The organism is Gardnerella sp. c17Ua_118 (assembly GCF_055804255.1).
Genome location: NZ_JANUYT010000001.1, coordinates 1,532,554 through 1,556,219 on the forward strand (window position 1 = coordinate 1,532,554; position 23,666 = coordinate 1,556,219).

General features: G+C 47.0%; 22 protein-coding genes. 15 read left to right on the forward strand and 7 right to left on the reverse strand.

Going from position 1 to position 23,666, the window contains the following annotated elements; genetic code table 11:
* Nucleotides 1-302 precede the first annotated feature (302 nt).
* The 14 genes from NYP69_RS06215 to NYP69_RS06280 all read left to right on the forward strand — a co-directional run bounded on the left by NYP69_RS06215 (nucleotide 303) and on the right by NYP69_RS06280 (nucleotide 16,244).
* Nucleotides 303-596 (forward strand): ACT domain-containing protein, encoded by a 294-nt coding sequence (locus tag NYP69_RS06215; RefSeq protein ID WP_004131818.1) that lies wholly within the window; start codon nucleotides 303-305, stop codon nucleotides 594-596.
* Nucleotides 597-615: 19 nt separating this feature from the next.
* Nucleotides 616-1,980, forward strand: a complete 1,365-nt coding sequence (locus NYP69_RS06220) for a PFL family protein (protein WP_115756860.1) — start codon at nucleotides 616-618, stop codon at nucleotides 1,978-1,980.
* Between the two features lie 98 nt (nucleotides 1,981-2,078).
* Nucleotides 2,079-3,101, forward strand: a complete 1,023-nt coding sequence (locus tag NYP69_RS06225; RefSeq protein ID WP_473413040.1) for a ribokinase — start codon at nucleotides 2,079-2,081, stop codon at nucleotides 3,099-3,101.
* Between the two features lie 67 nt (nucleotides 3,102-3,168).
* On the forward strand, nucleotides 3,169-4,185 hold the full coding sequence (locus NYP69_RS06230) for a ribose-phosphate diphosphokinase (protein ID WP_016794614.1): 1,017 nt from the start codon (nucleotides 3,169-3,171) through the stop codon (nucleotides 4,183-4,185).
* A 196-nt stretch (nucleotides 4,186-4,381) separates the two neighbouring features.
* The gene (gene rpsF, locus NYP69_RS06235) at nucleotides 4,382-4,678 is read left to right on the forward strand and encodes a 30S ribosomal protein S6 (RefSeq protein WP_004131822.1); all 297 of its coding nucleotides are present in this window, start codon (nucleotides 4,382-4,384) and stop codon (nucleotides 4,676-4,678) included.
* 152 nt (nucleotides 4,679-4,830) lie between these two features.
* Nucleotides 4,831-5,472, forward strand: a complete 642-nt coding sequence (gene ssb / locus NYP69_RS06240) for a single-stranded DNA-binding protein (RefSeq protein ID WP_016806626.1) — start codon at nucleotides 4,831-4,833, stop codon at nucleotides 5,470-5,472.
* A gap of 199 nt (nucleotides 5,473-5,671) precedes the next feature.
* Nucleotides 5,672-5,920 (forward strand): 30S ribosomal protein S18, encoded by a 249-nt coding sequence (gene rpsR / locus NYP69_RS06245; protein WP_004105399.1) that lies wholly within the window; start codon nucleotides 5,672-5,674, stop codon nucleotides 5,918-5,920.
* Nucleotides 5,921-5,935: 15 nt separating this feature from the next.
* On the forward strand, nucleotides 5,936-6,382 hold the full coding sequence (rplI, locus tag NYP69_RS06250; protein WP_004112972.1) for a 50S ribosomal protein L9: 447 nt from the start codon (nucleotides 5,936-5,938) through the stop codon (nucleotides 6,380-6,382).
* 582 nt (nucleotides 6,383-6,964) lie between these two features.
* Nucleotides 6,965-8,110 carry a mevalonate kinase gene (gene mvk, locus NYP69_RS06255; protein WP_473413041.1) on the forward strand — a complete coding sequence of 382 codons (1,146 nt, stop codon included), beginning with the start codon at nucleotides 6,965-6,967 and terminating at the stop codon, nucleotides 8,108-8,110.
* A gap of 32 nt (nucleotides 8,111-8,142) precedes the next feature.
* Nucleotides 8,143-9,297: a diphosphomevalonate decarboxylase gene (gene mvaD / locus NYP69_RS06260; RefSeq protein ID WP_473413042.1), complete on the forward strand. Its 1,155-nt coding sequence runs from the start codon at nucleotides 8,143-8,145 to the stop codon at nucleotides 9,295-9,297.
* Nucleotides 9,290-11,752, forward strand: coding sequence for a type 2 isopentenyl-diphosphate Delta-isomerase (gene fni / locus NYP69_RS06265; protein WP_473413043.1), 2,463 nt, complete (start codon nucleotides 9,290-9,292; stop codon nucleotides 11,750-11,752). The genes mvaD and fni overlap by 8 nt, the downstream gene beginning before the upstream one ends.
* Nucleotides 11,753-12,048: 296 nt before the next feature.
* On the forward strand, nucleotides 12,049-12,243 hold the full coding sequence (gene rpmB / locus NYP69_RS06270) for a 50S ribosomal protein L28 (protein WP_004105392.1): 195 nt from the start codon (nucleotides 12,049-12,051) through the stop codon (nucleotides 12,241-12,243).
* 353 nt (nucleotides 12,244-12,596) lie between these two features.
* Nucleotides 12,597-14,987: an ATP-dependent DNA helicase RecG gene (locus tag NYP69_RS06275; RefSeq protein ID WP_473413044.1), complete on the forward strand. Its 2,391-nt coding sequence runs from the start codon at nucleotides 12,597-12,599 to the stop codon at nucleotides 14,985-14,987.
* A 108-nt stretch (nucleotides 14,988-15,095) separates the two neighbouring features.
* Nucleotides 15,096-16,244, forward strand: coding sequence for a PfkB family carbohydrate kinase (locus tag NYP69_RS06280; RefSeq protein ID WP_004574712.1), 1,149 nt, complete (start codon nucleotides 15,096-15,098; stop codon nucleotides 16,242-16,244).
* A 221-nt stretch (nucleotides 16,245-16,465) separates the two neighbouring features.
* Here NYP69_RS06280 and uriT read toward each other — a convergent pair whose 3' ends face one another.
* Nucleotides 16,466-17,887 carry a uridine transporter UriT gene (uriT, locus tag NYP69_RS06285; protein WP_473413045.1) on the reverse strand — a complete coding sequence of 474 codons (1,422 nt, stop codon included), beginning with the start codon at nucleotides 17,885-17,887 and terminating at the stop codon, nucleotides 16,466-16,468.
* Nucleotides 17,888-18,012: 125 nt separating this feature from the next.
* The gene (uriH, locus tag NYP69_RS06290; protein WP_473413046.1) at nucleotides 18,013-18,960 is read right to left on the reverse strand and encodes a uridine-preferring nucleoside hydrolase UriH; all 948 of its coding nucleotides are present in this window, start codon (nucleotides 18,958-18,960) and stop codon (nucleotides 18,013-18,015) included.
* 242 nt (nucleotides 18,961-19,202) lie between these two features.
* Between uriH and rsmD the strand changes: the two genes are divergently transcribed.
* Nucleotides 19,203-19,793, forward strand: coding sequence for a 16S rRNA (guanine(966)-N(2))-methyltransferase RsmD (gene rsmD, locus NYP69_RS06295; RefSeq protein WP_473413047.1), 591 nt, complete (start codon nucleotides 19,203-19,205; stop codon nucleotides 19,791-19,793).
* A gap of 15 nt (nucleotides 19,794-19,808) precedes the next feature.
* Here rsmD and trmD read toward each other — a convergent pair whose 3' ends face one another.
* The 5 genes from trmD to NYP69_RS06320 all read right to left on the reverse strand — a co-directional run bounded on the left by trmD (nucleotide 19,809) and on the right by NYP69_RS06320 (nucleotide 23,643).
* Nucleotides 19,809-20,678, reverse strand: coding sequence for a tRNA (guanosine(37)-N1)-methyltransferase TrmD (trmD, locus tag NYP69_RS06300; protein WP_473413048.1), 870 nt, complete (start codon nucleotides 20,676-20,678; stop codon nucleotides 19,809-19,811).
* 31 nt (nucleotides 20,679-20,709) lie between these two features.
* Nucleotides 20,710-21,294: a ribosome maturation factor RimM gene (gene rimM / locus NYP69_RS06305; protein WP_415680743.1), complete on the reverse strand. Its 585-nt coding sequence runs from the start codon at nucleotides 21,292-21,294 to the stop codon at nucleotides 20,710-20,712.
* 8 nt (nucleotides 21,295-21,302) lie between these two features.
* Entirely contained in the window at nucleotides 21,303-21,536 is a 234-nt protein-coding gene (locus NYP69_RS06310; protein WP_016636230.1) for an RNA-binding protein, read from the reverse strand.
* 2 nt (nucleotides 21,537-21,538) lie between these two features.
* The gene (gene rpsP / locus NYP69_RS06315; RefSeq protein ID WP_016636229.1) at nucleotides 21,539-22,012 is read right to left on the reverse strand and encodes a 30S ribosomal protein S16; all 474 of its coding nucleotides are present in this window, start codon (nucleotides 22,010-22,012) and stop codon (nucleotides 21,539-21,541) included.
* 533 nt (nucleotides 22,013-22,545) lie between these two features.
* The gene (locus NYP69_RS06320) at nucleotides 22,546-23,643 is read right to left on the reverse strand and encodes an endonuclease/exonuclease/phosphatase family protein (RefSeq protein WP_473413049.1); all 1,098 of its coding nucleotides are present in this window, start codon (nucleotides 23,641-23,643) and stop codon (nucleotides 22,546-22,548) included.
* Between the last annotated feature and the right edge of the window lie 23 nt (nucleotides 23,644-23,666).

The window sequence follows — 23,666 nt, forward strand, 5'->3', positions numbered from 1 at the left end:
TATTTTTGTTTTTTGAGTGAAATTTTTTAAGCGTGACGTTGACTACAAGTGTAAAATTTACTGATGGGGGGGGGTATTTGATGCATATTATGTTGATATAACAATATATGGAGGATTTTATTATAAATTTTTAACCTTTTATGAAAATTTATTCAGATGCTACTTTGGCGTGTTGCACAACTAGGCGATTATACGCGGCGGGCAATAGTATAAATAAGGAGCAAAACGCGCGCGAATGGCAAGCAGAATAGATAGAACATCTGTTGCGCAGCAAAAATCACATATAGCCAATAGGAGTGATTATGAATACCACTAATAATGATGAAAACAAAGCCGTAATCACCGTAGTGGGCAAAGATGCTGTAGGAATCATAGCAAAAGTTACGACTCATTTAGCAAATAGCAAGGCGAATATTTTAGATATATCTCAAACAATCGTCAACGGATTCTTTAACATGATGATGATTGTAGACGTAAACGAAATAAGCGTAGAATTTGGCGAACTGGCCGAAGAATTGGCAAAGCTGGGCGAAGGAATAGGCGTTAGTATACACTGCCAGCGCGCGGAAATCTTTACAAACATGCACAGAATCTAGGGATTAGTAGGAGAAGCCCATGCTAAATATTATGGAAGTGAGCGAAACAAACTCCATGATCGAGCAAGAAAAGCTCGACGTTAGAACCATAACAATGGGAATAAATCTGCTAGACTGCGCAGACGCAAGTGTGCAAAAAGTGTGCGAAAACGTGTACAACAAGATTACGCGCCTTGCAAAAGACTTAGTCAGCACGGGCTGCGCGATTGAGCGCGACTACGGAATCCCGATTGTAAACAAGCGCATAACCGTAACACCAATAAGCCTAGTTGGAGCAGCAGCGTGCAAAAGCCCAGACGACTTTGTGCAAATTGCGCACGCGCTAGATAAGGCTGCCAAAAAAGTTGGAGTAGATTTGATTGGCGGCTACTCCGCTCTGCCTGCAAAATCCATGACAGCTGCCGATCGCATGCTTATAGAATCGCTGCCAAAAGCCTTGAGCGAGACGGATATTGTGTGCTCGAGCGCAAACGTGGGGTCTACGCGAACTGGAATTGATATGGATTGCGTTCAGCTGCTTGGGCGAGTAGTCAAGCAAATCGCGCGCGCGACTGCAGACCGTGATTCGTACGGATGCGTAAAGTTCGTTGCATTTTGTAACGCTCCAGACGATAATCCATTTATGGCAGGCGGATTCCACGGCGTAACCGAAGGAGACGCTGTAATAAACGTTGGCGTATCTGGGCCAGGCGTGGTTTCGCGCGCGCTAGACGAGGCGCGTGGCAAGGATTTTGCGTTCTTGTGCGAGACGATTAAGCGCACAGCCTTTAAGATTACGCGAGTCGGCCAGTTGGTTGCGCAAGAGGCATCTAGAAGACTTGGCGTGCCGTTTGGAATAATAGACTTGTCGCTTGCGCCAACGCCAGCCGTGGGAGATTCCGTAGGCGAAGTCCTAGAGAAAATCGGACTTTCTACTGTTGGCGCTCCTGGCACAACCGCCGCTCTTGCAATGCTTAACGATCAAGTTAAAAAGGGCGGAATAATGGCCAGCAGCTACGTTGGCGGGCTTTCTGGCGCGTTTATACCTGTTTCAGAAGACGCAAACATGATTGCTGCTGCAAAGTCGGGCTGCCTTAAAATAGAAAAGCTAGAAGCAATGACATGCGTATGCTCCGTAGGTCTAGATATGATTGCGATTCCTGGAAGCACAACTGCTGCAACAATATCTGGAATGATTGCGGATGAGGCAGCAATTGGCATGATAAATCAAAAAACAACTGCTGTACGCATAATACCTGTGGAAGGCAAAAGCGTTGGGCAAATGGCTAATTTTGGCGGTTTAATGGGGTATGCTCCGATTATGCCAGTAAATACCGAAAGCTGCGAGGAATTCGTTTCGCGTGGCGGAAGAATTCCAGCGCCTGTTCATAGCTTTAAGAATTAGGCGAGTTAATCGTAAGTTAAATTGTGATTTGATTGCGGCTTGAATTAATACTTAATCACGCTTAAATCATTGCTTAATGGAATTTTACGAAAGGATTTATGATGGAAAAGACTACGCCACTAAGCGGCGAAATGCTTGCTAGCGCGCTAAAAAAGATAGGTGAATCAAGCAATCGCGTTGCTGTAGTAGGCTCCATGAACGCAGACTACACAATAGTCGCAGATCGTCTCCCAAATCCTGGGGAAACTGTAAACGGAAGTGATTTGCGCGTTCTTCCAGGCGGAAAATCGGGGAATCAGGCCGTTTCTGCAGCAAAAATAGGTGCAAACGTGCAAATGTTTGGCGCGGTAGGCAGCGATGAAAATGCAAAATTCCTATTAAACACGCTAGAATCTGCTGGAGTAGACACGTCTAGAATTTTGCGTGTAGAAGGCGTAAAAAGTGGCGCAACAGTAATAACAGTAGACGCAAAAGGCGGCGAAAACACAATCGTTTACGCTCCAGGGTCTAATGCAAAAGTGAGCGTTGAATACATTAATCAAAACGATGTTAAGCAAGCAATTTGCGGCGCAAGTGTTTTAGGACTTTGCCTAGAAAGCCCAATGGAAACCGTAACGGCGGCGGCAAAAATTGCGAGTGCGGCTGGCGTAAAAGTTTTGCTAAATAATTCGCCTTTTGTAAGCGAGCTGCCACGCGAGTTGATTGAAAACGCAAGCATCCTTCTTGTAAACGAGCACGAGATGGCGCAATTGCTTAAAATTAGCGAGCCAGAAGACGGGAATTGGGACGATTTTGATTGGCATGATGCGGCGCGCATTATGCACGAGTACGGCTTTGATGAGGCAGTTGTAACGCTTGGTGCAGAAGGCTCGGTTGTTTTAGACTATGCTGCGCAAGATGGCAAGAAGGCTGTGCGCATTTGCCCTCAGCGTGTTAAAGCAGTAGATACAACGGGTTGCGGAGACGCGTTTATGGGAACTGTTTTAGCAGGACTTGCAGCTGGATTTAGTCTGGATCAAAGCGCGCAAGTTGCCACTTACGTTTCGGCGTATGCAGCAATGGGATTTGGAGCGCAAAGTTCGTATGGAAGTGCGCAGCAGGTTGTTCGCGCATTTGAGTAGTGGCGTTGTATGCTGCTAAACTAGTCGCGTATGCGTTTTTACAGATTTTGCAAACGGGAAGGCAAATATGTCAACAATTCTTGAAGGCACTCCAAAAAAGCAAATGATGCTTGTAACGGGTAGAGCGTATCCGCAACTTGCGGAAGAAACCGCCAACTACCTTGGAATAGACGTGCTGGAAACAACTGCCTACGATTTTGCAAACGGAGAAATGTATGTGCGCTTTACGCAGCCAGTTCGAGGCGCAGACGTTTTTGTTTTGCAAGCGCACACAGATCCAATCAACAATTGGATTATGGAGCAGCTGCTTATGGTGGATTCTTTAAGGAGAGCATCCGCTAGAAGCATAAACGTTGTTGCGCCTTTCTTTGGGTATTCGCGTCAAGACAAAAAGCATCAAGGCCGCGAGCCAATTACAGCGCGACTTATGTTTGACTTGTTCCGATCTGCTGGAGCTACTCGTATTTTGACTGTAGACATGCACGCTGCTCAAGAGCAGGGATTCTTCGACGGTCCTGTGGATCACTTGACTGCTATGCCAGTTTTGATTGACTACGTTCGCAATACTATGAGCCTAGAAAACACTACGATTGTTTCTCCAGACGCAGGGCGAATCAAGGTTTCGGAGCAATGGGCTGCAAAGCTTGGCGGATTGCCGTTAGCGTTTATTCACAAAACGCGCGATATAACAAGGCCAAATCATGCGGAAGCGCATGGAATTATTGGAGATATTCAAGGCCGCGATTGCATTGTTGTAGACGATATGATTGATACGGCTGGCACGATTTGCGAAGCTGTGCGCACACTTAAAGGAGCTGGTGCAAAATCCGTTACTTTGGTTGCAACTCATGCGCTGCTATCTGGCCCTGCAGTAGAGCGACTTAAGAGTTGCGGCGCGCGCGAAATCATTTTAACGGATACAGTTCCTGTTCCAGAAGAAAAGCGCTTAGAAAATATGACGGTTCTTTCGATTGCGCCTCTTTTGGCTGCTGGAATTAGGTCCGTGTTTAGGTCGGGATCGCTTGTTTCGCTTAGAAACGCGCTTCCAGAAGACATGAAGCATAGGAATATTTACGCTCATTAGTGTGGTTGATTAGCTGCGCGGCGGTGAGTCGCAAGCATGATGTAGACTTAGTAGGTTGTTCGTAAAATTAAATATGCAAAAATTATTGCGTAATAATCGCGTAATAAATTGTGTAATAACTTGATTTACGAACGATTTTGCAAACACACTCCTGCTGTGGAAAGCCCGCAGCCGAATAGTCCGAAGGAGGTGGGTGATGTCTGCACACAAGTATGAACTGATGTTCATTGCCGATCCAGAGCTTGACGAGCGCGGTCTTAAGAAGTTGACCGAGCAGTATCTTGAGCTTGTCACCAAAGAGGGCGGTTCCGTTGATGGCACCGACTATTGGGGTCGCCGTAAGCTTGCTTACGAGATTGATGGCAAGAACGAAGGTAACTACGTTGTAGTGAATTACACTGCCGAGCCAGCACTTAGCGACGAGCTTGACCGTGTTTTGAACCTTAACGAATCTGTAGTCCGCACGAAGATTCTTCGCAAGGACGCAAAGTAAAGCAAAGTAAAGTCAAAAGTTTAAGGACAATATCCAAAATTTTATTTAGATTAGTTTGATTAATTTATAGTCAAATAGTCAAATAGCCAAATTGGATTTGCTCTAAATTGTTCCACGAAATTGTTCCAAGTCTTAATAGAAAAGAGGCCGCGATGGCTGGAGAAACTGTTATAACGGTGATTGGTAATTTGGCTAAAGAGCCAGAGACTGCTACCAGTTCCAATGGTAGTGTTAGAACGTCTTTCACGATTGTTTCTAATTCCTCTACTTTTGACAGAAGAACAAACAGCTACGTTAACGGCACGCCATTATCGCTTAGATGCGTTGCATGGGGCGACTTAGCTGAGCATTGCGCACAAACACTTACTAAGGGAATGCGCGTTATTATTCAGGGTAGGTTGCGTGCAAACAACTACGTTGATAAAAACAGCAACGAAAAACGATACAGCATTGATTTGATGATTGATGAGATTGGGCCATCCTTGCGTTTTGCAACCGCTCAGGTTAATCGTTTGAGCTCGAAGGGCGGTTTTGCTGGGAACAATGGCGGATTCAATCAGGGCGCTGGTGCTGGAGCTGGAATGAATGCTGGTGGATACACTGGCGGTTATGCTGGCGGCGCGAATTATGCGAATAGTGCGGCTGCTGGTGCTGGAATGAATGCGCAAAATGGCGCTAATCAGGGCGTAAACGTTGAAGACCCGTGGAGTGCTTCTGCTCCATCAAACGGCGGATTTGCAACGTTTGGAGCTAGCTCCGATTTTGGTGGAACAGACGAAGAGCCAGAGTTCTAGTTTTTCTAGTTTTTCTAGTTTTATGCGCGCGCTAATGGCGTCTAGTCGCCGCTGCTTTAGGGCAGATAGTTTAGCGAATATGACTTATTGCTTGTAAAACTAATGCTGGTAAAAATCTAAATACGACTTTACAATTAAAAACATCAGTTTAGCGTATAAACAAAAACAAAAGTTTAACGCATTTAAGAGAGGACATCCTATGTCACGTAAGAGGCCGCAACCACCGGTCAAGCCTTTTAAGAAGAAGCCAAATCCTTTGAAGGCTGCCAAGATTACTGAAATTGATTACAAGGACGTTGCTTTGTTGCGTAAGTTCGTTTCGGACCGCGGCAAGATTCGTTCCCGTCGTATTACTGGTGTAACCGTACAGGAACAGCGCAAGATCGCGAAGGCCGTTAAGAACGCTCGCGAGATGGCTTTGCTCCCATACGCCACTACTGGTCGCTGATTGAGAGGATAGAACATGGCAGAAACCAAGGTTATTCTCACCAAGACCGTTGCAAACTTGGGTCACTCTGGTGACGTTATTACTGTTAAGGCTGGTTACGCACGTAACTACTTGATTCCACAGGGCTTGGCCTTTGCGTGGAATAAGGGCGCTGCTTCCCAGATTGAAGCGATGCGTCGCGCACGCTTGGCTAAGGCTGTTGCCACTCGCGAAGAGGCTGTTGCAGCTAAGGCCGCAATCGAAGGCACTGTTGTAGAAATCGCCGCTAAGGTGAGCGAGTCTGGCAAGCTCTTCGGTGGTATTTCCGCCGATAAGATTGCTGCTGCTTTGGCACCAAAGGCCGCCGTTGAAGCACGCGCTATTAGCGTTGCTGCAATCAAGACCACTGGCGAATTCCCAGCAACTGTGGCTCTTCACCCAGAAATCAGCGCTTCCTTTACTGTTAAGGTTGTAGCTGAGTAGTTAAACGTGTTCCAGCTTCCCACGTGGGTTTTGTGAGTTCTTGCAAGTTTTCTTGCGATTGCTTGTGATTTTGCGGAATTTGCGATGGGAGGCAATCCATTTGGATTGATCTTAAGCATTAGCTCTGTGCGAATTGTGGTGAGTTTTACTTGCTGCGATTTGCGCAGAGCTTTTTTTGTTCGCGACGACCTACATTTCCGCTTTTTGTACGTGATTTGGGTCAAATTTGGTACAAAGTGCGGAAATGGTTGACGCTTTTTGTACGTGATTTGGGTCAAATTTGGTACAAAGTGCGGAAATGGTTGACGCTTTTTGTACGTGATTTAGGTCAAATTTGGTACAAAATGCGGAGTTGTTTTCCGTGTTTTGTTGTTGAACACGCTAATTAGAGAAACAAAATTCGGGAAATGTGAATGTGTTGTGTGCGTATTGCGCAAATCGTGGTGTTGAATCGTTTTAGCTACTAAATTATAAAAGTTGATAAATAGACTTAACATGCAAAAGCGAGCATTTGCGCAATTATGCAATGCCAATAATTATGCAATGCTAATAAGTGAACCAGTGCGTCGCAAAGGAGGATTAGTGACTGAGTGCAACACTTTAGCGAATCGCCACGCGTCTAATCCGTGTGATTGCAATAATGAGCGCGCGAAAAATCGCGTACATAATCGCATTGGCGTTGGTCAGACTTGCGCAAAAGTAATTCTTTTTGGTGAGCATTCGGTTGTTTATGGCTACAGTGCAGTGGCTCTTCCGCTGAAAAATCTTAAGATGCGCGCAACAGTTAGTAGCGCAAACGCAGAAAAGGCATACAACGCACAAAACGCAGAAAACGAATTAAACGCAGGTGCGCAAAAGTCGCAAGCAACCGACGAGCTAGTTACCCAAATCGAAAATAATCCTAATAAAAACAGCTTGCAAGAGCTTGCTCAAAGTTACGTAACGCTTAAAGCGTTGGATTTTTGCGGGCCATTAAAAAATGCACCAAAGCGTTTGAACTCCATTAAAACCGCGATTTATAAGGCTTTGCAATTTGCGAATTGGCACGGCGAAGCGTTACAAGTGGAAACAGCTTGCGATTTTCCGCCAGAGCGAGGATTGGGGTCGTCGGCTGCAGCTGCAGGCGCTGTAATTCGCGCGATTCTAGACTATTACGCGATTGAAGCCAGCGAGGGTCAGCTTTTTGCGCTTACGCAGGAGGCAGAAAATGTTGCTCATGGAAAGGCATCTGGATTAGACGCTAAGGCTACTGCTTCGGCGCGTGCGGTGCGATTTTTGCGCGGCGAATTTAGCAATATAAATATACGATTGCACGCGTGGCTTGTTTTGGCTGATTCGGGGTGCAAGGGTCAAACGCGCGATACGGTTGAAGCATTGCGCAAAAAGCACGATTTGAATCCGCATGCGGTTGATGCGATGCTAGAGCAGCTTGGGAAAATCGCTATTAGTGCGCAAGATGATTTAGAGCTTGGGCGGCCGCTGGAAATTGGGCTTAAGATGAGCCGCGCGCACAAGATTCTTGCGCAATTAGGCGTGAGCACGCCACTATTAGACGAGTTGGTTAGTGCTGCGTGCAAAAGTGGTGCTTTGGGAGCAAAGCTGACTGGAGGTGGCGGTGGCGGATGCGTTATCGCGCTTGCGCAAAGTTACGATAATGCGCTTAAAGTGGCGCTGGCTTTAGAGCGTGCAGGTGCTGCCAAAACGTGGATTGTGGAAATTGGCAGTTAGAAAGGTTATAGAAAGGTTTTAGAAAGGTTATTGTGGAAAACGTTGAAATTGAGCCAAAAATAGCGTTTGACGAGTCGATGCAAACGCATTGCGCAATCACGGAAGCAAACGCCAACATTGCGCTAATCAAGTATTGGGGAAAGCGCGATGAGCAGCTTATTTTGCCGTATTCTTCCTCGCTATCTTTGACTTTAGGAGGATTTTCCACTAAAACTAGCGTGCATTTTGACGATTTTCTAAAAGAAGACTCCGTTTGCTTAAACAACACAGAGCTTAGTGGCGATTTATTGCAAAGCGAAGAGCGCGCGCGAATCGTAAGAATGCTAGACATGGTGCGGAAAATGGCTGGAATCGAAATCCATGCGCGAGTCGTAAGCAAAAACACGGTTCCAACGGCTGCAGGTCTTGCGTCTAGCGCCTCGGGTTTTGCAGCGCTGGCTGCGGCTGCAGCGTATGCGTCTGGTCTTAGGTTAAACGCGCGCGAACTTTCGATTTTAGCGCGCAAAGGGTCGGGGTCGGCATGCAGGTCGATTTATGGCGGATTGGTGTTGTGGAACGCGGGCGTGAGTAGCGAAACAAGTTACGCGGAGCCAATTGAATCGCCAAAAGATTTGAATCTTGCAATGGTGGCTGTTGTTTTGAATCCAAGCAAAAAGAAGATTTCGAGCCGCAATGCAATGCGGCAAACGGTTGAAACATCGCCGCTTTATAAAAGTTGGATTGAAAGTTGTAAAGATGACATTACAACGGCTTTGCAAGCGATTAAAAACTGCGATTTAGAGGCGTTGGGCGAGGTTTCGGAGCGAAACGCTTTAGGAATGCATGCTGCAATGCGCGCGGCCAATCCTAGCGTTGACTACCTTAGCGAAGAATCGCACGCTGTGCTTAGAGTTGTGCTGCAAATGCGCGGCGAGGGGTGGCCTGTTTGGGCTACAATGGACGCAGGTCCAAATGTTAAGGTTTTAACTAGTGCGGAGCAAGTTTTGCGCGTTAAAAACGAGTTGAGGCTGCGCGTGTTGAGTGAGATTAAGAGTTTGCGCGAGTCGCAGAAATCGGCGGATTTGGCGGATTTGCCTCATGCGGATTTGGCGGAATCTGTTGAATCAGCGCAATCCAATCCGCAGTTTGTTATTGCGTGCCCAGGCGATGCTGTTAGCGTAACGGCGTACGGAGAAAATCATGACTAAGTTTCAAGCGGAAGCTCCTGGAAAGCTTTATATTGCAGGCGAATACGCTGTTGTAGATGGAAGAGCGGCAATCGTATCAGCTGTGAATCGTTATGTTAAAGTTACGGTTGACGCGGCTGGAGCTTGCGATTTTTCTGAAGATGACAACTGTGGCAGGAATTTTTACGGAAAAATTGCGTGTGAGGATAAAAACTTTGAGCCGCTGTATTGGAAGTTTGGCGGCGCGCGTTTTGGCAATAACAAGGAATTTATTTTAGATAAAAGTTGCGTATGTGGTTTAGATACTCGCGCGGCTGCTTGCGATTTGCCAGCGGAAGAATCGCCAGCAACCAACGATTTGCTAGAACAAACTAATGTAGAAAAAATTAAAAAATACTACGCGTATGTGATTTCCGCAATGAACGTTGTAGATGAATATGCGCGCGAGATGGGCGTGTTGGGTGCGGAGGAATCACTGGGTTGCGCGCGCGAATACAACGTACGCATTGAAAGCGATTTAGACGATAAAAAAAGTGGCAAAAAATACGGGCTTGGATCTTCTGCAGCCGTAACGGTGGCGGCTGTGCGAGCGCTGTGCAAATGGTACGGATTAACGCTTGCAACGCCAGAATTGTGCAAGCTAGCCATAATTGCGTCTTCGCTAGTAAAAAAGTCGGGAAGCGGCGGAGACGTGGCTGCAAGCGCATACGGTGGGTGGGTAATGTACCGCGCGTACAATCGCGAATGGCTTAAAGCAGAAGTAGAAATGATTGAAAGCGGCGACTCAAGCCTACACGAGTTGTTGCAAAAAAAGTGGCCGCGGTTTGTTGTAAAACGCTTAAAAGTGGGCGCAGGCTTTCGACTTTTAGTTGGGTGGACTGGGAGCCCTGCCAGTAGCGCGGAGCTTGTTGGAAGCGTAAAAGCTGGAGTAAAATCTGGCGTGAAATCTGAGGCAAGCGGCACTTTAAGCGTGAATAATATTGCTAAAACATACGCTAAAACATACGAAGATTTTTGCGTGCAAAGCGAAAAATGCGTGCAAAAAATCGCAAATTCGCTAGAAAATGGGGATTTTAACGCGTTATTAAGCGGATTCGCGCAAAATCGTGCGTTGCTAAAAGATCTTGGCGAAATCACGGGAACGCTAATCGAAACGCCAAAACTTACGCAGCTAATCGAAGTTGCCAACAGTGCAGGATTGCCATCCAAAACAAGCGGCGCAGGCGGAGGAGATTGCGGAATCGCGATTGCGCGCGCACAAGATTTTGATGCAGTTGCTAATCTCATTAAAGACGAATGGAAAAAAAGTGGGATTGAGGCGCTTAATCTGAAAGTCGCGGAATTTGATGAAAATCGCGACTCTTCGCTTATCGAGCAGCGCAAAGACGATCACATAAAACTTGCGTGCGAACAATATAAATCGCACGCGGAATCTGGTTTTGAACAAGTGCGATTTATTCCAAACGCGTTGCCGCAATTGGCGCTAAGCGACGTAGATACAAGCGTGAGTGTGTTTGGTGCCGCCGAAAAATGGGATGTTCCGCTGTACATTAACGCAATGACGGGTGGCAGCAAGAATGGCGAAAATATAAACGCGTTGCTAGCTAGAGTGGCGGCAAAAACTGGTGTAGCAATGGCGTGTGGCTCTCTAAGCGCAGCGCTTAAAAATCCGCATCTTACAGAAACCTTTAGCGTGATTCGGCGCTTTAATCCGCGCGGATTTGTTATGGCGAATGTGAGCGCAGGCGCAAGCGTTGAGCAGGCGGTTAAAGCTGTTGAAATTTTGCAAGCAAACGCGTTGCAAATCCACATTAATGCGGCGCAAGAGCTCGTTATGAGCGAAGGCGACCGCGATTTTAGCGCGTGGCTTAGCAATATTGAGGCTGTTGTGCGCTCGCTTGATGCAATGAAAGTGCCAGTTGTTGTTAAGGAAACTGGATGCGGAATGAGCGCTGGGGATGTTCTGCGATTGCAAAATGTGGGCGTGCGCGCTGTGGACGTTGGTGGGCGCGGCGGCACGAATTTTGTTGCGATTGAAAATGCAAGGCGTGGGGGTGTGCGCGGCTACGAGTTTCTTGATTCTTGGGGGCTTACCACTGTTGAGTCGTTACTAGACATAGCGCAATGTGATGAGATTTTGCACGATTCTTGCGATTCTTGCGATAGTGCGGCTGCTTGCGATTCTTGCGATAGTGCTCAAATGCAAGTGTTTGCAAGCGGAGGAGTGCGTACGCCGCTTGATGTTGTGCGCGCGCTAAAGCTTGGGTCGAGCGCGGTTGGAGTTGCGGGCGAGTTCTTGCATACGCTCACTTGCGGTGGACAGGATGCGCTTGTTGATCAAATTGAGGATTGGAAGGCGCAGATTCGCGTGATTATGGCGTTGCTTGGATGCAAGAATGTTGCGGATTTGCGCCAAAATTCGCGCATCTTGATTGATGGCAAGCCGTGCGCGAATCGACGATTTCGAGCTGCATAATGCGCGAGAAATCACCTCGATTCGCTGAGCCGCTCAAGGCAGAAGCACTGCTTCTGCGCGGCGAAGGCGTTAGCGCGCTTAGATCGCGATAACGATATTCCCTTGTTTAACATTGCGCGAGGTTTGAGTATTTCTCTCCTCGCGTATGTTGTAATGTCTGGCGTAGTGATATACTTGTGTAGTTGTGCGTTCAGGCATGCTTATTTGTTTATGCGATTTAACATTGGTTAGTCGCGTTTGGATTTGCATGGATGAGCGACGCAAGACTTGCAAGTCAAAGAAAATAGGAGTCCATTATGGCAGCTCGTTGCGCAGTATGTGGCAAGGGACCGCAGACCGGTTTCAGTGTTTCACATTCGCACATTCGCAATAAGCGCACCTTCCGCCCGAACCTTCAGCCAGTTCGCACCACCATTGATGGCGAAAATGTTCGCCTTCGTGTGTGCGTAAAATGCATTAAGGCAGGCAAGGTTCAGCGTGTTGAAGCGTGAATCGCGTGTTAAATGTAAGGCCCTGAGCAGTGCTCGGGGCTTTTTTTGTTCGCTCCGACCTGTCTTTTCGCTTAGAGCGTAGCGCGAAAAGGCAATTCGGAGCGCTGAGCCGCTTAGCGTAGAAGCACGGTGTGCTTCTACGGCGGCGAATACGTTCGCGCGCTTAGACCGCGCGAACGACGACCTGCATTGTAGTGCGATTGTACTTAAAATACGGCGTGTCGTCATACAAACGCACTACACAAACACATAAAACTGTAGTGTGTTTGTACTGAATTTCCGTGTTTTTTGATACAAACGCACTACATAAAGCGTTGTTTTTCCAGAGTTAGCGCAACGATTATAATCGAAGTATGGCAGCACGCATAACACTTAACACAGCAATATCTTCAATCGTAGGCAACAAGCGCCGCGTGTCTGCCCTAAAATCACTAGGTGTAGTCACAGTAAAAGACGCGCTAACGTACTATCCGTTTAGAGTCACAAATCCGCTAAAACGCGCGCATTTAAGCCAAATTTTGCCAGGTCAAGAAGTGGCGTTTTGTGCGATTATACAGTCCATCAACTTAGTGCAAATGAATGCGCGAAGAGGGTATCGCCTAGACGTAAACGTTGCGCAAGATGCCTCGCGCGCTCAAATTGTCTATTTTTCAAAAAGCAAGCAATACGCTCAATGGGTTAGCAGCCGCATGAGCGTTGGTCAAACCGTTGTTGTTGGCGGCACGAGCGGCGCGTTTAATGGTGTTTTGCAATTTACGCATCCGCAAGTTATAAGCGTTTTGGCGGCGCGTAGCGATGATGAGAAATCTAGCACCGATGAGAAATCTAGCGCGTCTGTTGGAACATCTTCTGGCGATTTTGCTGCGCAAAGTGTTGAAGAAGCGTTTGAAAAGTTATGCGCTCCGCAGCCGATTTATCACGCAAATTCGCGTATTTCTAGCGACCATATTCACGAGACGATTTTAGGATTATTGCAACTTTTTAAGAGTTGTGATAGTGGCGATTTTGCGCCTGAATCCCTGCCTGAATCCTTGCCAGAATCCCTGCCAGACATTCTTCCACAATCCGTAATCGCAAGTAAAAATCTTATGCACCGCACGGATGCGTTTGAATCAATCCACAATCCGCAAAGCAAAGAGGATTTTGCGCGTGCAATTAACACAATGCGTTTTGAAGAGGCGTTTATATCTCAAATTGCTGTTTTGCAATCGCGCGAGAATTCGCGTCTAGGCTCTGCTTATAAATGCAACAATGGCGCTTTAAGGCAGCAGTTTGAAGAAAGTTTGCCATTTGCGTTGACGGAAGGCCAAAAAAACGTTATTAGCGAGATTACGGAAGATATGCAAGGCGCGCAGGGCGAATCGCAAGCAGCCGCAGAGTCCCCATTAAAACCAATGCGTCGTCTTTTGCAAGGAGAAGTCGGCTCTGGAAAGACGGTTGTTGCAATGAGCGCAATGCTTCAAGCTGTTGGTTCGGGCCATCAAGCGGTTCTTGTTGCGCCAACTCAAGTGCTGGCTCATCAACACGCCGAAAACTTGCGCAAAATGATTGCGCGCGCACATATAAACGTTGAAATTACGCTTGTGACGGGCGGAATGAAGCTGGCGGATCGAAGAAGTGCTTTGGCAAAAGTAGCAAGCGGCGAGCCTGCGATTATAGTGGCCACTCATGCCGCATTTTCCGCCAGTTTTAAGCCAACAAACCTTGCGCTTGCGATTATCGACGAGCAACACAGATTTGGCGTTGAGCAGCGCGATTCGCTTATACGAAAAATGAGCAATAATGCGGATGTTCATCTTCTTGTTATGACGGCTACGCCAATCCCTAGGAGCGCTGCAATGACTTGGTTTGGCGATTTAGACGCGTCTTACTTAACGGAGCTTCCAGGCGGCCGCAAGCCGATTCGCACGTTTGTTATAAACGAGCTGGACTTTGCAAAAATGGCTGCAATGTTTAGCCACGTTCGTTCCAGGATTGACGCGGGGGAGCGCGCGTACATTGTTTGTGCGCGAATAGACGATGATGATAATGGCGATAATGGCGATAATGGCGATTGCGCGGTTGCTGGCGATTTTGGTGCATACGCATCTAATCCACTAAACGATTCGCAAGTTAACTCGCAAGTTAATTCGCAAGTTCACACAGTATCGCAAATTTTAACCCGCCTTAAAAACCTCGCTCAATTTAGTGGCGTCAATTTTGCTGAGCTTACAGGCCGCACAAGCGACGACGAGAAGCGCAAAATTATGAGCGACTTTGAAAGCGGAAAAGTGCAAATCTTGGTTTCTACAACCGTAATCGAAGTTGGCGTAGACGTTGCAAAAGCAAGTTGCATAGTGATTTTTAACGCAGAGCGATTCGGGCTTGCGCAGCTTCATCAACTTAGGGGACGAGTGGGGCGCTCTGGCACGCAATCATGGGCTTTTTTGGTATCTGCAGCTCAAGGCAACGAGTTGGCAGCAGAGCGTTTGCAAGTCGTAGAAGAATCGCTAGATGGCTTTGTAATAGCGCAAAAAGACTTGGAGCTTAGAAACGCTGGAGACGTTTTAGGAGATAGTCAATCTGGCGGAAAATCAAGCTTAAAGCTGCTTCGAGTTGTTAAAGACGCGCATATTATTGCAGACGCAAGGCAATGCGCAACTTCGATTCTTGCAAGCGACCCGACTTTGCAAAATCACACACAACTCGCTGGAGCGGTTTTAGACTTTACTCGTGGAAGCAGCACGGCGATTTTGAGCAATTAGAAGAAAATCGAGAAGAAAATCGCACAATTTTTTACAATTTACGTGCGAAAAAGACAATTTTTGAATATTCTAGAGATATAAGGTAAAAACGCGAGAGACGAGGCAAAGATGACTGAACGCGAACAACAAATATTGTCGTGGATTCAGCAGAATCCTATGATTAGTCAGCAAGAGCTTGCAGATTTAGCTGGCATTACGCGATCGGGCGTGGCAGCGCACATTTCTAATTTGATTCGCAAGGGATACCTTAGAGGCAAAGGTTACATTGTTACGCCACCAAGCTACGTGACTGTAATCGGCGGAATAAGCATGGATGTTTTGGGAATCGCGTGCGGAGATCTTATGGACTACACGTCGAACGCTGCAAAAGTGCGCTACGCGCTTGGCGGAGTTGGGCGAAATATAGCAGTTGCTTTAGAGAGGATGAACACGCGCGCAAGTCTGGTCTCTGTGTACGGAGGCGACCATAATGGCGAGCTGTTTAAAATCGACGCATCCGTAAACGGACTAGACATAGGCTACTCAAAGCAGCTGCCAGACGCAATGACAGCGTCTTACATGTACGTTGGAGACGCTTCTGGGCAAAGGCTTTTGGCGCTAGACGATATGAGTATCTACGATTACATGACGCCAGACTTTTTGCGTGAAAGAATATCAATCATAGAAAACGCAGATATTGTTGCGCTAGACACCAACATTTCGCAAAAGTCGTTTGAATGGGTGTGCGATAACTACAAGAAGCCGATTATGGTTCGCGCAATAACGGATGCAAAAGCGCCGAGAATACTTTCGCGATTAAATTGCATTGATACTCTTGTTTTAGACACTGCAGAATCGCAAGCGCTTACTGGAATTTGCGCTGTAGACGAAAGATCGGCCGTTCAATGCGCAAAGGCTCTGCTTAAGCGCGGAGTAAAGCGCGTGTTTGTTAATTCTGGGCGAGAAGGCGTTGCGTATGGAATTCTTGGGGAAGGAATTGCGTTTTATCCTGTGCCTTTGCGGCGCGTTCAAAGAATGATAGTTTCTAGAGGAAACGGATCTGAAGGCGCTAAGGCTGTTGGCAACGACAACGGTTCTAGCGATACTGCGACTGCTGCTTTGATTTACGCGCGATACAACCACTTTGACAATTCTAAGACTGGGCGATTTGCGGTTGCTGCTGCTGCGCTTAACATGGAGTCTGTTGAAGCTGTGCACGAGGCGATGACGCCAGAGCTTGTTGAGGAGCGTATGCAAAGCATTCATGAGCGCGCGTGATACTCGCTCCGACCTGCATTCGCTTAGAGCGCGCGAACGATGTGACGCTTTTTGTACCACATTCCACCAAAAAATGGTACAAACTCGGGAAAAATCTTCCGCATTTTGTACCATTTTTGACCTAAAACACGTACAAAAAGCGGAAAATCGCTCGCGCGCTACAGTGTGCTGTAACTCGCGAGCGATTTTACCTGCCTGAGCAAGCGCAGTCTAAGCGCTTATCAGTCGCAATCTTCTGGCTTAGGAATCAAGAACGAGCATGCAAACGCGAGAGCAAGCAGCACGATTCCAGCAATCATCGAAGCAACGTAGCCAGTTGTGGCTCCAGCGTTCTGCGCAAAATTGGTCATAACAGCGTAAAGAATCGCAAAGCTCAATCCTGCACCAAGGTTAAACGCTCCAGCATTCATGCCAGGCAAATATCCAGGATTATCTTTAGGAGAAAGCACAATTCCAAGGCCGTTAAGCATAATGTTTGCAACACCTGCGTAGCTAATTCCAAGCCACAAAGAAAGCACTACAAGAGCGCAAACAGAAGGCATTTCAGCAACGTACATTCCAAATACAACGCCAAGAACGCTTACAAGGATTCCAGCGCGCAAAACGAGTCGGTATCCAAACTTTGCAGCAAGCATGCCAGCAACAGGACCAAACACAAAGCCAATGATTGCGTAAGGTGTAAGAGTTGCAAAGCTCACAACGCTTGCGCTCATTGCAGCTCCAGACTTAGCATCTTGTGCAAGCTGTGGAACAACGCCATTCATGATTGCAAAAACGCCCGTCATTGTAAGAAGCGTGCAAGAAAGCAATCCCCAAGTGCGGCGTTGGCTCATATATTTTGTAGAAACAAGCGGAGCGGAGTTTTTGCCCTCTACGTTCCAGAAGATTACAAAGAAAACGATTGCAAGAACTACAAGAACTGCCACAAGAGTCAAGTTGGCGCTAGCAAGCTTGCCGATTTCGTTAATCGCAAGATATGCAGCCAAGAACGCGATGCCAAGCGTTACAACACCAACCCAATCCATCTTAGGAGTGTCTTGCGCGTGCGATTCTTCAGTCTGGAATATAACCAAAAGAACTGCAATCACGCCGATTACAGCCATAGTCCAAAATACGGATCTAAAGCCAAAGTTGCCTGCGAGCCAGCCGCCTGCAAGTGCGTCCACGCCTGCAATTCCGCCGTTTACAGACGTTAAAATTGCCATCAACTTTGCGTAGCGCTTTTCTTCGCTAACGCGCACGCGCAGCATAATCAAGCACATTGGCACAACAGGACCGCTTGCGCCTTGAAGGATTCGGCCAATCATAAGAACCGTAACATTTGGTGCAATGGCGCTAATAACGCATCCTAAAATGGTTGAAACCAGAATGCCTGTAAGTACTTTTTTGCGACCAACAATGTCTGCCAAGCGAGGTAGGAATAGCGAAAACAGCGCTGCCGCCGTAAAGAACACGGTTTGTGTTAGCGCGATTTGCGTATCCGTTGTTTTAAGCTCGTGCGTCATAGTGGCGAGTGCTGGGGAGAGCATGGATGCGTTTAGCTGGAACGCAAAAATGGCCACTAGAAGTGCGGTCATAAGTGCTACGATTGAGCGCCCGCCCTTGTCTAACATGTGTGGAGCTGGAGATGAAACCTCAGTCATAATAACTCCTATATATTTGTTTGGTTATTAGGGATCTTCTCTTGTTAGGGATTTTCTCTATTATCTTTTATTTATTTGTTTGATGTCTATTGTTTGACTTATTTGGTTTATTTGACTTATTTGGTTTATTTGATTCCATCGATTCGCTTTAGAGCGTCGATAATCAAATCCCAGAACTTGTTAAAGTCAAGCTTAGTGGCCACTTGCGTATGGCATTCGCTGGCTGATGGCTCTGGTCCGCGCAAATCTGCAACCGTCATTCCAAGTGTTAAATCGCCTTTAATTTCAATGTCTAGAGGGCATCTGCGAGTTTGTACAACACTGTGGTCAATCAAGTACGCAACCGTGCAAGGATCGTGCACAGGTGGGTCAATAAAATCTTGATTGTTTTGGTATGTTTTGCGGAAGAAGTCCATCAAACCGCTTGCAAACGCAGAAAGAGGTGTGCCGATTGCGTCGATTTTAGCTTGTACTTGCGGCGTGCAAAGTGCTTGGTGCGTTAAATCAAGACCAACCATTGTAATAGGCCAATCTTCATTAAACACAACGTGAGCGGCTTCAGGATCTACCTTAATGTTAAATTCTGCGACCGCGCTCCAATTGCCAACGTGGTAGCCGCCGCCCATAAGCACAACTTCCTTAACGCGGCTAACGATTCGCGGCTCCATTCGCGCAGCCATTGCAATGTTTGTAAGTGGGCCAGTTGGAACAAGTGTAATCGTGCCTGGCTCGCTGTTCATAATCGTGTTGATAATCCAGTTTACTGCGTGGCCTTCGTCTAATGGGCGAGTTGGCTTTGGAAGCGTTACTCCGTCTAGGCCAGTTTCGCCATGAATGGATGCAGCCACTTCTAGCGGGCGAATCATTGGACGATCGCATCCTGCGTGAACTGGAATGTTTGTTGCGTGAGCCATTTCTAGCGTTGCTCGCGCGTTGTATGTTACTTTTTCGAGGCTTTGATTACCGCCGACTGTTGTTACGCCAATCAAATCAATGTTTGGGTTGCCAAGCGCTAGAAGAATTGCCATCGCGTCGTCGTGGCCAGGGTCGCAATCTAAAATGATTGAAGTCATTGCTGCTCCTTAGTTGTTTAGTTATATGTCAGTTGTATTTGGGATTTAGATATTTTATGCTTAGGCTTTTTAGCAAACTTCATTGTTTAGCGTAGTTTTGGATAAATCGCCAGAAACCAGTGCTAAGCAACATTTGTTGATGTTAATAAACAAATGACCAATACAATTTTAACAAGGATAAAATTTGACACAAGTAAAAAAGATACATAAGTCAAAATAAATTAAAATGATATGCTTAAAATATGCACGTAATTGCAGGAAGATTTAAGGGCACGCCATTATGCGCCGCAAAGTCATGCACAAGACCAACAACAGACCGCACAAAAGAGGCGATTTTTTCTAGACTCGACTCGTGGGGAGTGTGCGGGGGAGCGCGCGTACTCGACTTATTCGCTGGAACCGCGGCTCTAGGTATTGAGGCGATTTCTAGAGGCGCAAACGAGCTTGTGTGCGTGGAGGCGAACGCGGCTGCAGCAGCGTTAATTGCAAAAACAATTAAAGTGCTAGAAAACCAAAGCGCGTGGAGCGAAGATTTAAGCGCGCGCGTAAATAAAAAGCGCGCGGAGCAGTTTGTGCAAGACTACAGTGGCGATGCTTTCGATTTGGTGTTTGTGGATCCGCCGTATGCGTTGGAGACGGCGCAAGTTGAGCTTTTGATTGAAAACATGGTTAAAAACGGCGTTGTAAGTGATGCGGCAGACACGTTGATTGTTTTGGAGCGTAGCGCACGCAGTGTTGCGCCTAAGATTTGTGCGGGGTGGGAGATTTTCGACACGCGCAACTATGGTGAGACTGCAGTTATGTTTATTCAAACTTCGCGCAACAGCAAATAAGAAACCGTGCAAATTCTATAGGCGTTTTGGCGAATCGCCAGAAACCTCCCATCCAAGGCTAATCAGCGTTTTTCTATCCTGCTTACTAAGCGACTTGCAATCAAGTTTTTCAATCAAATCTGGTCTAATTTTACTTGTGCGCTCCAACGCATCATCTCTACGGAATCGATCCACTTTAGCGTGGTCGCCCGAAGTAAGAATCGCAGGCACACTAATGCCGCGCCAAGTTGTTGGACGCGTGTACTGGTGATGCTCAAGAATCGCGTCCGCGCCCGTGTACGACTCTTCCACAATCGACTCAGGGTTACCCATAAAGCCTGGAATCAAGCGCGTAATGGCCTCTACCATAACGCTAACAGCCACTTCGCCGCCATTAAGAACGTAGTCGCCAATCGAGTACTCGCGCACATCTAAGCCGCGCGATTTGTAGTATTCTGGGATTCGCGCGTCATAGCCTTCGTAGCGGCCACATCCAAACACGAGTCGCTTTGCGTTTGCTAATTGCGTTGCGTCTTTTTGCGAAAACAGTGGTGCAGAAGGATTTGGGAAGATTAGAATTGTGCCGTTATCAACGCTATTGTTTGCGATGCAGTTATTGTCGTCGCAGACGTCGCAGACATCGCCGCTGTTATCTGCGATATTATCTCCATCGTCGCCACTAAAAAGCAGCTCATCCAGGCACTCCGACCACACCTCTGGCTTCATCACCATTCCAGCGCCGCCGCCAACTGGTGTATCGTCAACCGATTGATGAACGTCGTGCGTCCATCTTCTAAGATTGTACGCGTTGATTTTAAGCAGGCCATTATCTTGCGCTTTGCCGAGCAAGCTTAAATCAAGCATACGAAAATATTCTGGAAATACGGAGATTATGTCGATTTGCATTTTTATAAGCCTTAAGCTTAAATCCTGTGCATTAAAGCCCAGGGATTAAGCCGCCTGGAGGGTCTAAAGTTAAATATTCGTCTTTAAGATTTACTTCTGGAACAAGCGCTTGAACAAAAGGAACTAGCGCAATTTTATCATCGCCAACTGGCTCCAAAAGGCGGATTTTAAGCAGTGACTGCGCGCCGTCCACAACATCTACGACTTTGCCGATTTCGCGAGGAGCAACACCAAGTGAATTATTCTTACAAATGCGCGCGCTAAGGCCTACTAAATCCTTAATATACCAGGCATTTTCTTGCTCTAATTCTTCCGCGCTTTGAGCCTTAGTGTAAAGCTCCAAGCCGTTTAATGCCTCTGCGTCGTTACGATTTAGGCTTTGTTCAAAAAGCAGAATCCAGCGGTTTTTGAAAGTGCGAGAGGCTTCGATTGTAAACTCGCGCTCGCCGTCTTGCGTGTAAAGCACATTGCCTGGTTCAAAGCGATTATAAGGTTCGTCGGTAAATACCTGAACCGTGACTTCGCCTTTTAATCCTTGCGCTTTTCCAATACGACAAACCCTCAGTAGGGTGTTTGCACCTTGCTGAGGGTTGTCAAAAAGTTGGTTTTTAGCCACGTTCAATCTCACTTACGTACGTCCATAATGTCTACGCGCACGTTGCGATGGCTTAGAGCCTGCACAACAATACGAATAGCATTGGCGGTACGACCGTTTCTTCCAATAACGCGACCGATGTCTTCTGGATTTACGCGCACGCGCAAAAGTTCGCCGCGAGCGTTTGAATGAGAACGAACGGATACGTCATCTGGAAAATCCACAATGTTTTTAATGAGATGTTCCACAGCTTGAGCCAGCATAATTACTCAGCCTTTTCCTCGGCTTCAGCATCTGCTGCTGGAGCTTCTTCAGTGGCTTCTTCGGCTTCGTTCTTAGCGGCTTCTGCAGCAGCCTGAGCCTTTGCAGCGGCCTCGCTCTTAGCGGCCTTAAGCTTCTGAGCTTCGGCTTCTACAGCCTCAACGCGAGCCTGAGCATCTGGGCCAGCCTCAGAAGTCTTCAACGTGCCTTCTGCACCGTCAAGACCCTTAAACTTCTGCCAATCGCCAGTAATCTTTAGCAGCTTCAACACTGGTTCGGTTGGCTGTGCGCCAACGCCAAGCCAGTACTGTGCGCGATCAGACTTAATCTGAATCAAAGATGGCTGCTTGTTTGGATCGTAGATGCCGATCTCTTCGATGGACTTGCCGTTACGCTTGTTGCGCGAATCAGAAATTACAACGCGATAGAAGGCGTAGAACTTCTTGCCCAATCTCTTAAGACGAATCTTGGTTGCCAAAATGGCTCTCCTTATAACTAGAGTCGTAGAATTTCGCTCGGGTGTGGGGCACTCCTTGCGAGTTCCACTGTTCCTCGCGTGGTCGATAAGAGGGCTTCGATTCACGCGAATAACTTTTCTATTATGACTGATTGCGTGGACTAAGCATTTTGCCAATAATGTTGCTCAAACTGGCGTGTTGAGCTACAAACTCGGGCTAAGAGGCTGGCGTCTTTTCCCTACTTAGCGTTGCGCGAGGTTTGAGTATTTCTCTCCTCGCAGGCGCGCCAATCTGCCTTCGAGCTTAAAGCGTAGCGCGAGAAGGCAATTTGGAGCGCTGAGCTTGCTTAAGGTTGAAAGCACGGTGTGCTTTCAACGCAAGCGAAGACGTTCGCGCGCTTAGACCGCGCGAACGGCAGGACCTGCCATGTAGTGCGTTTGTACCGAATTTCGGTGTTTTTTGATACAAACGCACTACATAAAGCGTAAGGTTTTCCCGAGTTTGTAGCTCTACATGCTGTTTAGAGCTACAAAGTGCGGAAGATTACGCTGAGCTAGAGGGGGAGCGAAACGCAAACGATTAGCGCAAAGTGGTCGCTGCCGTCCACGCGAATCGCGCGTTGCTCTGTGGCTATAGCGTTGCATCCTGTTGACTTTACTAGCACATGGTCAAGCGCAAGATTCGGCCATTTTTGCCACGTTGGCCATGTTTTTAGTCGCTTTCCAATTTGCATTGATGCGTCTAAAAATCCTGATTTTAGTAGCGCTCTAAAGCTTGGGTGGTCTGGAGTAGAGTTTAAGTCTCCGCCGATTATTGTGACTTTTTTGACGTTGCTTTTATTGTGATTCTCGCCGATTTTTGCAAGCGCCATTATTCCGCTGCTCCAAGCCGCACATCCGCGCATAGGCGATTTTGGATGCGCTGAGGCGAATGTTATTAGAAGATTTTCCGCGGATGAGTCGAAATCCGCCAAAGACGAGTCGCAAGCAACCGCCGTAACAATTGGCACGTTTGCTGCATCAATCTTAATCGACTTGCCAAAAGATTCCTTAATATTGCTTAGTCGCGTATAAATCGCGTTAAATCCGCCATTTTCGTGGTTGTTTGTATTTCCCAATTGCATATTCGCAAAATCGCGCCTAATCCCAAGTTTTTCAAGGTTTTTTACAAGTTTTTCGCTCACTTCTTGTAAAAGAATCGTGTCGATTTTATGCGTTTTTGCGAGTTTTATTATTTGACTTGCGTTTGCGCGGCCATATCTGCAATTAAGCGTCATAACGCGGATTTCTAGTGATTTTTCCTGCGATTTTTCTGGTGATGATTCTGGCGATTTTTCCTGTTTTATTCGCATCAATCTTCTTGCAAAATACGGCGTATACGATTTCAAAGAGATTAATAATAACAGTGCATATGCAACGCACAAAAATACGTAATATTTATAAAATTCATTTTGCGAGCGTGTTGCAACTGCAGCCACAGCGCTGGCGATTAGCCCAAAACCTGCGCAAAACGGAGTAGTCGGCAGCAGCGCAATAACATAGGGCAGCGGTTTTAGCTTATCCGCTCCAGCTGGCAGCCACCTAAGCAGCTGCCAAACTAGAAGCAAAACAAGCGAAATAAGTAAAATCGCAAGTAAAATCGAGTAAATCATCTACTGGTTATCTGCATTATTCG